Raw genomic sequence first — 12,460 nt, forward strand, 5'->3', positions numbered from 1 at the left:
CGCAGCGAGCCGATGTTCCCCGGTGGCCCCGTGGCTGACCCGGCGGGCTCGCACCACGAGCGCCGCATCCGCTCCTTCCGCCCCCGCCGCGGCCGGGTGACCCCGGGCCAGGGTGAGGCGCTGCGCCGCCTGTGGCCGCAGTGGGGCCTGGACATCGACGGGCTGAGCCGGATCGACCTCGGTGAGTTGTTCGCCACAGAGGCGGGCCCGCGCCCGGACCTCCCCGTCGTCCTGGAGATCGGCTTCGGCATGGGGGAGGCCACCGCGCAGATGGCCGCCGCCGACCCCGGCACGGGCATCCTCGCCGCCGACGTCCACACCCCCGGCCAGGGCAATCTGCTCGCGCTCGCGGAGCGGAACGGCCTGGACAACATCCGGGTCGCCAACGGCGACGCGATCATCCTGCTCCGCGAGATGCTCGCCCCCGCCTCGCTCTCCGGACTGCGGGTCTTCTTCCCCGACCCCTGGCCCAAGAAGCGGCACCACAAGCGCCGCCTCATCCAGCCCGAGTTCATCGAGCTCGCCGCCGCCCGGCTGAAGTCCGGTGCGCTGCTGCACTGCGCGACCGACTGGGAGCCGTACGCGGAGCAGATGCTCGAGGTCCTCTCCGCGAGCCCCGCCTTCGACAACTCCCAGGCCGACGGCGGCTACACCCCGCGCCCGGACTTCCGGCCGCTCACCAAGTTCGAGGGCCAGGGGCTGGACAAGGGACACCTCGTCCATGACCTGATCTTCCGCCGCAACGACACATAACGACCCCAAGGGGATGGGCATAACCCCTGAGTCCCCCTCCCCCTTTCGTTAGGGTCGGTTGAGTGCATCAGTCCCCGCCCCCGCAAGAGCCGCCCGAACCACGACCGGCCACGCCGCCGTACGAGGCGCCGCGAGGAGCGCGGCACGAGGCACCACACGGCGTACCGCACGGGACCCCGCAGGACGACGCCCCGCACGGGGACGCACCGTACGAAGCGGCACAGGCAGCGCCGCCGCCGCACGCCGACGCCCCGTACGGCACGCCCTACGGCTCTCCGTACGGTGACCGGCACCCGTGGTTCGACACCGGCGCCGCACCGGCGGGCTGGCCGCAACCGCCCCGCCAGCGGCTGTGGGGCCCGGGCGGCCGCCTCGCCCGTGTCTGGCACAACAAGGCGCTCCGGGCCACCGCGCTCACCGGTCTGCTCTCGCTCTCCGGCCTGATCATCCTGGCGCTGGTGCGCGAGCAGACGGGCACCAAGGGCTTCCTGGTGGGGCTCGGCCTCGCCGTCCTCCCCGTGCCGCTGATCATCGCGGTCTTCCGGTGGCTGGACCGCGTGGACCCCAAGCCCTGGCGAAACCTTTTGTTCGCCTTCGCCTGGGGGGCGTGCGCGGCAACGCTGGTCGCGCTGATAGCGAACGGCTTCGCCACCGAGTGGCTCATGACCACCGTGGACTCCTCGTCCCCGACCGGCCAGGCCGACGCCGACACCTGGGGCGCCACCTTCATCGCGCCGTTCGTGGAGGAGAGCGCCAAGGCGGCCGCCGTCCTGCTGCTCTTCCTCTTCCGCCGCCGTGACTTCAACGGGCTGGTCGACGGGGTCGTCGTCGCCGGAATCACCGCCACCGGTTTCGCCTTCACCGAGAACATCCTCTATCTCGGCTCGGCCTTCGTCAGCGACCAGACCCTCGGCTACTCCGGCATACGGTCGACCACGGCCGCGACCTTCTTCATCCGCGCCGTGATGTCCCCCTTCGCGCACCCCCTCTTCACCTCGATGACGGGCGTGGGCTTCGGCATAGCCGCCGCGGCGGCGCGGCACCAGCGCGTCCGCCGCGTCCTCATACCGATCGCGATGCTGCTGACCGCGATGGTCCTGCACGGCGTCTGGAACGGGTCGGCCACCCTCGGCGGCTACGGCTTCCTCATCGTCTACGCCCTGTTCATGGTCCCGGTGTTCGGGTTGCTGACCTGGCTGACGATCTGGTCCCGCACCAAGGAACTGCGCGCGATACGGGAGCAGCTCACCGCCTACCAGACGGCCGGCTGGCTCACCCCGCCCGAGCCCCTCGCGCTGTCCTCGATGCGCGCCCGCGGGATCGCCCGCGACCTCGCCCGCCGCACCCACGGCGCGGCGGCGGCCCGTACGGTCGGCGAGTACACCGCCTTCGCGACCTCGCTGGCCCTGCTGCGGCGGCGTGCGTACCGGGGTACGGCGGGGCCGGACTTCACCGCGCGCGAGAAGGAACTGCTGGACCGGCTGTGGGAGCGGCGGGAGACGGCCCAGCCCGCCCTGGCCCACGCGGCGCTGTCGGTGCCGCTCCCCCGGCCGCGCCGCGTGCCGCGGCCGGCCCCGGGCACGATGCCCGCACCGTTCTGGCCCGCGGGGCCGTACAGCGGCGGGTACGCGTACGGCTACGGAAGCGGTCAGGGGTACGGCTACGGCCCCGCGTCCAGCTACGGAAGCCCCGCGTCCGGCTACGGCCACGGCAGCCCCGGGCCCGGCTACGAGCCCGGCTCCGGTGCCCAGGCGCGGTACGGGCCCCACCCAACCTACGCGCCGTGGGGCGCCCCTCCCCCGCACGGCCCGCAGCCACCGCGAACGCCGCAACCACTGCAGACCCCGACCCCGCAGCCATCGCAGACCCCGCAACCACCGCGGAGCCCGCACCTGCCCGCGAACTCGGCGACGCCCCACACCTCCCCCGTGGCGTACGGATCCGGCGGCCCCGAAAGTCGTCTGTAACCTCCCGCCCCTTTCGGACGTGTTCCTACATAGAAGCGGGGAGCACGCGGGGGCGCGGGGGATTCATGTCAGGACCATCACCTTCATCCACACCATCCGATTTCGACCATTTCTATACGGTTACGGCGAAGCGGCTCGTGGCCGCGGTCTACGCGGCGACGGGCGATCTCGCCGAGGCCGAGGACGCGGTGCAGGAGGCGTATGCGCGAGCGTGGCAGCGCTGGGACCGGCTGGCCGCCGAGGGTGATCCCACGCCGTGGGTGCGCACCGTCGCCCTGCGCCTCGCCGTCAGCTCCTGGCGCCGCGCCCGTAACCGCATGCGGGCCCACTTCCGCCATGGCCCGCCCCCCGATCTACCCGATCTCGCCCCGGACCGGGTGGCGCTGGTCCATGCCCTGCGCGGGCTGAAGCCCGAGCAGCGTACGGCCGTGGTCCTGCACCACCTTCTCGATCTGCCCATTGAGCAGGTGGCCCGGGAGACGGGCGTCTCCCCCGGAGCCGTGCGCACCCGGCTGAGCCGCGCCCGCAAGGCCCTCGGCTCCCATCTAGCCGACCCCGAAGCCGATGCCGACACCAAGGCACCGGCACCAGTACCAGCTCCCCATCCGCCCGTCTGCCACCCCAAGGAGGTGCCCTCCCATGGCTGATCTGGACGAGCGCCTGCGCGATATCGCTCGCGATGTCGAGCCCTCCATACGTCTGGCGGGCCCGGAAGCCGTGCGTGCGCGGGGCCGTCGGCGCCGCGCACGGCAGCGCGCCGCGATCGCCGCCGCGGCCGTCCTGGCGGTGGCCGCCGTGACCGCGGGCTCGTGGCGGCTGCTGCCGGGCGACGCCTCCACCCGTACGCTCCCGGCGGCCCCACCCGTCCCGCGAACGGACCGCGTCCCGGAGGCGCCGATCCCCGCGAGCGCCCTCCTTCGCCCCTCGGCGCTGCCATTCGACGCGATGATGCGCTGGAAGACCGCCGACTCCACCGGCTCCACCGACAACGGCCGGGCACCGCTGCTCGACCTCTCCCCCAGCTGCAGCCTCGACGGTCCGCGCCCCGTCGCCCAGCGCACCCGCGACTATCAGGGCCGCAAGGCGGAGCAGGCGCGTCACACCATCAACGCCTATGCGAGCGACGGCGAGGCCGCGAAGGTCTTCGCCTCCCTCGAGGAGACGCTGAAAGACCGATGCGCCCGTCCCAAGGCGGTGGGCACCACCTCGTCACCCAAGCTCGCGGCCGACCAGCCGACCACCATGACCTACGGCTGGCACTCGTCCCGCGCACCGCATGACGCCCAGGTCGTCCTGATGCGCTCGGGCACCCGGGTCGGGGTTCTCCAGGCCCAGGGCCTCGGCAGCCCGTCCGGTGACTACACCGACGGCCCCTCCGCCTACTGCATATCGGTCTCGCTGTGGCGCCTCGATCCCACCGCCACCGCCTCCCCCGGCCCCTACCGGGCCAACCCCGAGGAGGTGAAGAGGCGTTGCTGACCCGCTCCTCGCCTCCCGCCACCGCCCCTCACGACTCCCGCAAGAGGTCCTCTGTGCTCTCCGTACGTTCCCTGCGCACCCTCACGGTGCCCGCCATCGCCGTCGCCCTGCTCGCCGGATGCCAGTCGGCGTCGAAATCCGCCTCGGTGGACCCGGCCGACGCCAAGCCCGCCCGGATCACCATCGCCCCAGGCAGCGACTCGGCGGCGATAGCCCCCGACGCCCCGGTCAAGGTGACCGCCTCCCACGGCACCCTCACCAAGGTCCGCATCGCCCCCGACGGCGCCGGTTCCCAGGCCGTCACGGTGACCGGCGCCCTCTCCCACTCCAAGACCAGCTGGCGCTCCAACCGCACCATGACCCCGGGCACGACCTACACCGTCGAGGCCACGGCCACCAACGCCGCCGGCAAGACCGCCGTCCAGCACTCCACCTTCCGCACCCGCGCCGCCCAGCAGATCAACGGTGTCACCGTCACCCCGTCCAAGAGCGCCACCGTCGGCGTGGGCCAGCCGGTCTCCCTGGCCTTCGACCATCCCGTTACCGACAAGGCAGCGGTGGAACGCCAGCTCTCCATCTCCACCAGCCCGAAGGCCGAAGGCTCCTGGGGCTGGGTCAAGGACCCCCTCACCGGCATCGAGCGCGTCGACTGGCGCCCCAAGACCTACTGGCACAAGGGCACCAAGGTCACCCTCCGAGCCCGCCTCAGCGGCGTGAACACCGGCGACTCCCGCTACCTCCGCCGCGATGTCTCAACGACCTTCACCATCGGCACGCCCCGGATCTCCAAGGTCGACATCAAGAACCACACGATGACCGTCTACGAGGACGGCCAGAAGCAGAAGACCATCCCCATATCCGCCGGCCAGCCCTCCTACCCCACCTGGAACGGCACCATGGTCGTCCTCGACAAGGCCCCCATGGTCAACATGACCAGCGAGTCCGTCGGCATAGCCGACCCCTACAACAAAGACGTCCCCTGGGCCGTCCACCTCACCACCTCGGGCACCTACGCCCACGCCGCCCCCTGGAACGAGGGCCTCGGCTACTTCGGCCAGAGCAACCAGAGCCACGGCTGCGTCGGCATGTCCCTCGCCGACGGCAAGTGGTTCTACAACCGCGCCACCCGAGGCGACATCGTCGAGATATCCGGCTCCACCCGCGCCACCGTCTCCACCGGCAACGGCTTCGGCGACTGGAACCTCCCCTACCCCTCCTGGCAAAACCTCAGCGCCCTGCACTGAGTCCCCACACGCTTGCGGGCACCCGCACCCGCGCCAGCAGGGCGCGGGTGCCCGCAAGCACGCAGAGCGAAGGATCGTTACTGCTCGTCGACCATTCCCCAAGCGACAGCCATAGGCGACCCCGCCCACCCGTCCACTGTCTTCCAGACGGACGCAATGCCCCGCTTCTCGAGATAGGGGGCATACGCCTTGATGTCCTCGGTAAAGAGCGCCAGAAGGAACGGCTCGCCCTTCCCCTGCTCCTCGTACAAGAAGTGGCTGTACTCGTAGAGCTGCCCCAGTGCCTCACGCACTGCCTTGGTGGGGTTTCCCCGCTTCACGGTCTTGGCTTCCACCATCCACTCCGCACCGTCCCGCCGCAGCACAATGTCCTTGGGGTGCATCTTCGTTGTGATCGGCACGAAGCCACGCCCCTCGATGTACTCGCCGAACAAGCGGACCAGCACTTCGTGGCTACGAGACTTCTTGATCTTCCGCTGACGGATAAGCACGTAGTAGTCGCTGCCATCCTTCGGGCGGAAGCCGTCCAGCCCCGCGTGTTCCTCTTCCTCACCCTCTACGCGCTTGGTGACCGGTAGCCCGTTGGAGGCCATCTCGTCCCTGAGGGTCCGCTCCACGGCAGCCGCGTGTTGCAGCACTTCGGCCATGTGCCAGAGATCCTCACGCAGGCTGATCTCCGTGGGCATGGCAGCGGTGTTGTAAGTTCGCGCTGCCACGCTCCCCGCCTCATAAGAACGTGCTCTCAGCACGCCGCACTTGAAGTCCGGCCGGGCGCCCCACCCCTCCACCAGGTCCTTTGCTAGTCCGCCTCGCAGTTGCTTGGCCCTGCTCCGCAGATACCTGCGACGCTTCTCGCCCTCACCCAACTTCGCTTGCAGCGACGTCACCCCTTGTTGGAGCGTGAGCGTCACCGTGCTGAGGTCAGCCGCGAAGATGTAGGCCAGGTAGAGGCCCTTCTTGGGATCGCGGGTGATGTCGGGGTCGTACACGCCGATCCACGGAGTCCGGCTGGCACCACCACTCCCACCATTGCCCTCGGCATCAAAGCCCGCCGGTAGCAGGTGCCCCCACTCCTCCCCTGCCCTGCGAAGAAGATCCTGTGCATGGACGCCCGACGACGTCCCCTTGCCCTCGTCGTAGGTCCGGGCGAGTTCAAGGAGCAGATCACGTATGTCCATGCTCAAAAACTATGCACGAACGGACCGACAAAGACTTGACCTCGATCACGTCCGATCACCTTCGAGCAGCGTGGCTGGCCACCCCCATCTCAGTTGATCCGCCTGAGGACTGTCAGGGGCCGCTGATACAACATCAGGTAGAGATTCGAGACGAGGAGGCGCCGCGATGGCCGATCACCTTGTGGACCAGGCGGCGCCGGTGCCTGGGTTGTATGAGCGGCTGATCACCTCTCGGATTGAGGAGCAGCTCAACGCCCTGGATGCCAGTGGGTGGAAGACCATCAGGAAGAAGGTGGGTGAGCACTCCTCGCCTCATGTGCTCGCCCGTCACATCGGCGAGACCGTCCGCCAGACCTTCATCTCCCTCACGACCGAAGAGCAGGTCGTCGCGGCGAATCACATCCTCGAGTCGATCAGCACCCTCGACGGGGCCAAGCAATGGGTGGACCTGATCGCGGACGGGCCCCATCAGCTGACGGCCATTGCTGAGCAGGAAGCACCGGGCGTGTACAGCATTCGTCCGGCCACGCCGCTGTCCGAGACGGCGCTCATCACCAACGCACCTGAGGATCCGAACCTCGGGTTCGAGCTGAGGGCCGAGTTGGCGACGGCCGACCGCGTCGATCTGCTCTGTGCGTTTGTGAAGTGGCATGGTCTGCGCGTGCTGGAAGAGTCGCTCAGGGCGGCTCGCGATCGTGGAGTGCCGATCCGCGTCATCACGACCACCTACATCGGCGCTACGGAGCGACGCGCGCTGGACCGCCTCGTGACGGAGTTCAACGCCGAGGTCAAGGTCAACTACGAGTCGCGGTCCACGCGCCTCCATGCAAAGGCATGGCTGTTTCGGCGTCACAGCGGCTATGACACCGCCTATGTGGGGAGTTCCAACCTCTCCAAGACGGCGCTTCTCGATGGCCTGGAGTGGAACGTCCGGCTGTCATCCGTAGCGACGCCACCGGTGTTGCGTAAGTTCGAGGCGACCTTCGACTCGTACTGGGCTGAGCCCGCCTTTGAGACCTACGATCCCGAGCGCGATGCCACCCGGTTGGACGAGGCCCTCACGCTGGCCAGCGGTAAGCAGAAGACCGATACCCACGCCATCAGCCTGTCCGGCCTAGAAGTACGTCCGTACCCCCATCAGCAAGACATGCTCGAACGACTCGGCATCGAGCGTGACATCCACAACCGGCACCGGAACTTGCTCGTCGCAGCGACCGGTACCGGCAAGACGGTCATGGCGGCCCTCGATTACAAGGCGCTCAAGCGCGCCCATCAAGGGCGCCCTTTCAGCCTCCTCTTCGTGGCCCATCGCCAGGAGATCCTCAAGCAATCGCTACGCACCTACCAGGAGGTGCTCGACGATGCGAACTTCGGCGAGTTACTCGTCGGAGGAGAGGTGCCGAAGGACTGGACGCATGTCTTCGCCAGCGTTCAGTCTCTCAACGCCCGGGCCCTCGAAGAGCTCGCTCCCGATCATTTCGATGTAGTGGTCATCGATGAATTCCACCATGGCGTTTCCCCCACTTATCGGCGCATCATCGACCATTTCGAGCCCCTTGAGCTTCTTGGTCTGACCGCCACACCTGAGCGGATGGACGGCAGGAACGTCCAGGATGAGTTCTTCGACGGCCACATCGCGGCCGAGATGCGGCTTTGGGAAGCGCTGGAGAACGATCTCCTCAGTCCGTTCCACTACTTCGGCATTGCGGACAACACCGATCTTGAAGGGATCACCTGGAAGCAAGGCTCCTATGTCACCAGTGAGCTCAGCCAGCTCTACACCGGCAACCACGCTCGAGCTCGGCTCATCGTCAAGGCCGTCCAGGAAAAGGTCACCGACCCAGGGACCATGCGAGCGCTGGGCTTTTGCGTCACGGTGGCACACGCCCACTTCATGGCTGACTTCTTCCGTCGGGCGGGTGTCAATGCCAAGGCCCTCGACGGTTCCACTCCTGCCGCTGAGCGCGCCCAGGCCCTGAGAGATCTCCGTGACGGCACGGTACAGATTCTCTTCTCCGTCGACCTGTTCAACGAAGGGCTGGACGTCCCGGATGTGGACACCCTTCTCTTGCTCCGCCCCACCTCCAGCGCCACGGTCTTCCTCCAGCAGCTTGGCCGAGGGCTTCGGCGTACGCCGGACAAGCCGGTCCTCACCGTGCTCGACTTCATCGGCCAGCACCGTAAGGAGTTCCGATTCGAGGAGCAGTTCCGTGCGCTGACGAACTTCACCCGCCACCGGCTGACCGAGCACATGGAGCGAGATTTTCCTCAGCTCCCTTCTGGCTGTCAGATCATCCTGGACCGCAAGTCCAAGGACCGGATCCTGGACAACATCAGGAGCCAGATCAATGTCAACGTGCGGCAATTGGCGCAGGAGGTTGCGGCGTACGCCGAGCCGCGACTCGATGCGTACCTTCGTGAGAGCCGCCGCGAACTCAAGGAGCTCTACCGGGCCAACAACTCATGGACGGGCCTGTTGCGGCGAGCCAATCTCCTCACCGGCGAGCCGCCCGAAGGGGAGGCCGCCCTCCTCAAGCGCGTCTCCGCATTTCTCCACGTCAGTGACCCACAGCGGGTGAATGCCTACCGTCGGATGCTGGCCGATGACGCCCCCGGGTATGACTCGCTCGACGCATCGGGGCAGGCGTACGCACGGATGCTCTTCTTCTCCTTGTGGCCCCTAGGCGGTGGGTTCAGCAACTATGCTGATGGCTTCGAGTCGTTGTGCCAGCAGAGCGCCTTTCGAAGCGAACTGAGCCAGGTGCTGGCGTACAATCTGGAGCACACTGACCACTACCCCATCCCGCTCTTGGGCGAGCACAGTGGTGTACCACTGGCCATCCACGCCTCTTACAGTCGGGAGGAGATCCTGCCCGCCCTCGGGCAGGCAGAGGTAGGCGGCTTCGTCCCAGGGAATTTCCGCGAGGGCGTGAAGTGGTGCGAAGGTATCCAGACGGACGCGCTCCTCATCACGCTCGAGAAGGACGATAGGGACTTCTCGCCGCAGACCCGGTACAAGGACTTCGCGATGAGTCCAGACCGCTTCCACTGGGAATCGCAGAACCAAACGTCTGCTTCCTCACCCACGGGGCAGCGCTACCAGCACCACAGGGAACGGGAATCCCATGTGCTGCTCTTCGTGCGGCGCTACAAGAAGACGGACTTTGGGGGGCCTCAGCCCTGGATGCTGCTCGGTCCCGCCGATTACGTATCCCACGAGGGCAGCAAGCCCATGGGCATTGTCTGGCGACTCCAGCATCGGCTGCCCGCCGATGTCTGGACCTACTCGGCCATCGCAGCGGGGTAACGTTCATAGGTCAGCCAAGATATGGCTGGTCGCGGTGGGCCAGGAAGTGACGAAGCCGGAGCTGCTGTGTGTGGTGCATGGGGAGCTCGGCAAGTTCGTCCGGCGAGACGAACCGCAGTTCCGTGGACTCATGAGAGATCGCCAGTTGGCCGCCCACGATGCGGGCGGTGAAGCAGACGTTGAACTGTCGGCGGACCTCGCCGTCCGTGTAGGCGATGACGTGACGCGGGTCGGTGTACGTGCCGACGAGTCCGGTGATCTCCACGTCCAGGCCGGTCTCTTCCTTGACCTCACGGACAGCCGTTCCCGGTAGGGAGTCGGTCATTTCCATGCCACCGCCAGGCAGTGCCCACAGATCATTGTCTCGGCGGCGCTGGAGCAGGATGCGTCCGCTCTCGTCGGTGACGACGGCGGACGCGGCGACAACCAAGCTGTTCGGCTCGGGCGCCTCCGGATCGTCGTAGTACTCGGTCCGCGCCACGGGTCAGCCTCCCTGTACCGGCGTCGCCGTCGCCCATACGGCGTCGAAGCTCTGGGCGTAGGTGTCGAACATGCCGCCCTCGCCGTGTCGGCGCAGGTGCCAGACGGGCGCGCCGTACGCGTTCACGCCCCAGACATGGGCGTTGACCATGACTTGATCATCCGCACGATAGAGCGAGTTGTAGAGGGTCGTTCCGTGCGTCCGCACCTCCACCCCTGAGGTGCTGATGAGGGGGCGGTAGTGCAGGAGAGCAAGTCGGCAGCGGGATTCGATGCCGTGGCCGAACTTCTCTTCCTGGCCACGCTGCTGGACGTTGGGGCTGTCGGCGTCCCCGACCGCGACACGTACGGCACAGCCTTGGGCTGCTCGTTCCCGTAGAAGATCGTTGAGGCGGGGGTACGCCTCGTGGAGGAAGACGGCGGCGTACACCAGCACGTCGATTCGTTCGCGGGCCTGCGTCAGCATCTCCACGAACGTGGATACGGGGATGTCCGCGCGCTGGTCGTAGAGCGCCACGAGCTCGGGGCTGACCGCTCGGGCGGGACGCGCTTGACGGAGCGCTGGCCATAGGGCGTGCACGTCTTCTCCTAACGTTTCCGCTGCCAGGATGGCCGTGCTGCGTCGCGGCGTACGGTTGAGGTTGACCCACCTTTCAACGGACTTGGGATCTACCTCGACCTTTTCCGCGAGGGTGGCGTACGTCCAGCCTCCGGTCGCCATGACGGCACGTAGCCTCTCGTTCGGCACCTGAGTCTCTCCCCACATGTCGGGACGGCACTAGGGACGTTCTATCCGACGCGGGACGTCCTGGAGTGGGGTTTAAGGGAGGTTCCTACGTCCTGATCACAGCGGGATGATCGCGAAAGAGACTCCCGCGACCGTTGCAGGCGGCCCGGGAGCGTGGTCAACGCTGTTAAGGAGCGTCAACGTGCAAGAGCGTATCGCCCGACTCGTGGAATGGCTGCTGCAGCTGGTACTGCCCGCACCGGGCCGTCATCGCGCCGTCGGGACCCGGTCCGCCATGGCGTGTGCGGATACGCCGGCGGTTCGCACGGCACGTGTGTCTGTGGCTCACGTGTGGGTGCCGCGTGGTGGGGGCGGGGCGGGGACAAGTCTTGTCCGGCCATACGTGGTCGCCCAAGAGCGGCAATGTCGGACTGTCGGGCACGGCGTGAAGGCGGTGGCGCTATGAGCGTACGTCCCCGTCTGCTGCCGTGGCCCGGTCCCGCAGGGCAGCGGTGCTATCTGGTCTCCGATGCGGACAGCGAGGGCTACCTGTCGAAGCTTGCTGACGAAATGGAAGCGGTCCAGCTCCAGATGGGCACTGAACTCATCGGCCACGCCCGCCTGATGCTCAACGACCGGAGGGTGGACGCCCGAGAGCTCCGCTACCTTTCGAACCGTCTGATCGAAGCGCTGCAAGACGTTCTCCGGATCGCGGAGAGTCGCGGCGGGCGTATCCCAGTGCCCGACGAGGCCGAGAGTGACGGATCGGCTCAGGCGGATGAGGGGGCGCAATGAGTGAGATGTCAGGGGGCTGGCAGGTCGGTCCGGCCCCGGGACGCGGTCTGCGTCCCGGGAAAGGCGGCCTGCTTGAGCTGCCGCTTCACGTGCTCCGGCCCGGTCGCGTGTCGTTGGCGTTGCTGGTGCTGACGGTGATGGAAGCGGAGCAGTTGCACGCCGCCTTGTGTTATGCGCTCGGCGACAAGCCTGCACCCGAAGACGCGCCGGAGTGCCGTCAGCCGGTCCGTTATCCAGGTGGCCGACAGAAGTACTGAGGCCGCGCGGCGGAATCACACCGCCTGGACAGCTTCGGGGAGGTCCGGCTGGGGATCGATCGACGAACCCCGGCGCCGACGGTACCGGAGTCCTCGTCGTGCACCCGCTCGACGCGGACCGGTCATTGTTTCTCAGGCGGCTTGCAGAGAAGGGACTTGGCCAAAGTCCTGCGGCATAGGGTCGGGGCGAGGAGATCCTTCGAATGGGAGGTATCGGGATGGCTGGAGTGCCGGCAGGGGTTGTGGCTGCGGGTGGGTTGGTCGGGGGGTATT

General features: G+C 67.6%; 11 protein-coding genes. 8 read left to right on the top strand and 3 right to left on the bottom strand.

The window, feature by feature from the left end; all coding sequences use genetic code 11:
* The 5 genes from trmB to GWI24_RS29920 all read left to right on the top strand — a co-directional run.
* Positions 1-753: tRNA (guanosine(46)-N7)-methyltransferase TrmB (trmB, locus tag GWI24_RS29900; protein ID WP_210949007.1), on the top strand; the 753-nt coding region annotated here is incomplete at its 5' end.
* A 350-nt stretch (positions 754-1,103) separates the two neighbouring features.
* A complete protein-coding gene (locus tag GWI24_RS29905) occupies positions 1,104-2,720 on the top strand; it encodes a PrsW family intramembrane metalloprotease (protein WP_210949016.1) in 1,617 nt (538 codons plus the stop codon).
* 65 nt (positions 2,721-2,785) lie between these two features.
* A complete protein-coding gene (locus GWI24_RS29910) occupies positions 2,786-3,367 on the top strand; it encodes a SigE family RNA polymerase sigma factor (protein WP_210949008.1) in 582 nt (193 codons plus the stop codon).
* Complete coding sequence (locus tag GWI24_RS29915) at positions 3,360-4,199, top strand: hypothetical protein (RefSeq protein WP_210949009.1); 840 nt, start codon at positions 3,360-3,362, stop codon at positions 4,197-4,199. Before GWI24_RS29910 ends, GWI24_RS29915 begins: the two co-directional genes overlap by 8 nt.
* A gap of 53 nt (positions 4,200-4,252) precedes the next feature.
* Positions 4,253-5,443 (top strand): Ig-like domain-containing protein, encoded by a 1,191-nt coding sequence (locus GWI24_RS29920; protein ID WP_210949010.1) that lies wholly within the window; start codon positions 4,253-4,255, stop codon positions 5,441-5,443.
* A 77-nt stretch (positions 5,444-5,520) separates the two neighbouring features.
* Here the strand turns inward: GWI24_RS29920 and GWI24_RS29925 are convergent, their stop codons facing one another.
* On the bottom strand, positions 5,521-6,621 hold the full coding sequence (locus GWI24_RS29925; RefSeq protein WP_210949011.1) for an MrcB family domain-containing protein: 1,101 nt from the start codon (positions 6,619-6,621) through the stop codon (positions 5,521-5,523).
* 166 nt (positions 6,622-6,787) lie between these two features.
* On the opposite strand from GWI24_RS29925, the gene GWI24_RS29930 reads away from it, so the two are divergent.
* Positions 6,788-9,928 (top strand): DUF3427 domain-containing protein, encoded by a 3,141-nt coding sequence (locus GWI24_RS29930; protein WP_210949012.1) that lies wholly within the window; start codon positions 6,788-6,790, stop codon positions 9,926-9,928.
* Positions 9,929-9,938: 10 nt separating this feature from the next.
* On the opposite strand, the gene GWI24_RS29935 is transcribed toward GWI24_RS29930, so the two are convergent.
* Both GWI24_RS29935 and GWI24_RS29940 read right to left on the bottom strand, forming a co-directional pair.
* Positions 9,939-10,409, bottom strand: coding sequence for an NUDIX domain-containing protein (locus tag GWI24_RS29935; protein WP_210949013.1), 471 nt, complete (start codon positions 10,407-10,409; stop codon positions 9,939-9,941).
* Positions 10,410-10,412: 3 nt separating this feature from the next.
* The gene (locus GWI24_RS29940) at positions 10,413-11,156 is read right to left on the bottom strand and encodes a helix-turn-helix transcriptional regulator (protein ID WP_308344132.1); all 744 of its coding nucleotides are present in this window, start codon (positions 11,154-11,156) and stop codon (positions 10,413-10,415) included.
* A gap of 441 nt (positions 11,157-11,597) precedes the next feature.
* On the opposite strand from GWI24_RS29940, the gene GWI24_RS29945 reads away from it, so the two are divergent.
* Together GWI24_RS29945 and GWI24_RS29950 are read left to right on the top strand one after the other, a co-directional pair.
* Complete coding sequence (locus tag GWI24_RS29945) at positions 11,598-11,930, top strand: hypothetical protein (RefSeq protein WP_210949014.1); 333 nt, start codon at positions 11,598-11,600, stop codon at positions 11,928-11,930.
* Positions 11,927-12,187 (top strand): hypothetical protein, encoded by a 261-nt coding sequence (locus GWI24_RS29950; RefSeq protein ID WP_210949015.1) that lies wholly within the window; start codon positions 11,927-11,929, stop codon positions 12,185-12,187. Before GWI24_RS29945 ends, GWI24_RS29950 begins: the two co-directional genes overlap by 4 nt.
* Positions 12,188-12,460: the final 273 nt, after the last annotated feature.

Source organism: Streptomyces sp. MK37H, from assembly GCF_018035285.1.
Classification (GTDB): Bacteria; Actinomycetota; Actinomycetes; order Streptomycetales; family Streptomycetaceae; genus Streptomyces; species Streptomyces endocoffeicus.

What these genes read in the sequence shown, in the direction of transcription:
- GWI24_RS29945 (WP_210949014.1), top strand. Translation starts at nt 11,598, where the DNA reads ATGAGCGTACGTCCCCGTCTGCTGCCGTGGCCCGGTCCCGCAGGGCAG.
- GWI24_RS29910 (WP_210949008.1), top strand. Translation starts at nt 2,786, where the DNA reads ATGTCAGGACCATCACCTTCATCCACACCATCCGATTTCGACCATTTC.
- GWI24_RS29925 (WP_210949011.1), bottom strand. Translation starts at nt 6,621, where the DNA reads ATGGACATACGTGATCTGCTCCTTGAACTCGCCCGGACCTACGACGAG.
- GWI24_RS29950 (WP_210949015.1), top strand. Translation starts at nt 11,927, where the DNA reads ATGAGTGAGATGTCAGGGGGCTGGCAGGTCGGTCCGGCCCCGGGACGC.
- GWI24_RS29915 (WP_210949009.1), top strand. Translation starts at nt 3,360, where the DNA reads ATGGCTGATCTGGACGAGCGCCTGCGCGATATCGCTCGCGATGTCGAG.
- GWI24_RS29930 (WP_210949012.1), top strand. Translation starts at nt 6,788, where the DNA reads ATGGCCGATCACCTTGTGGACCAGGCGGCGCCGGTGCCTGGGTTGTAT.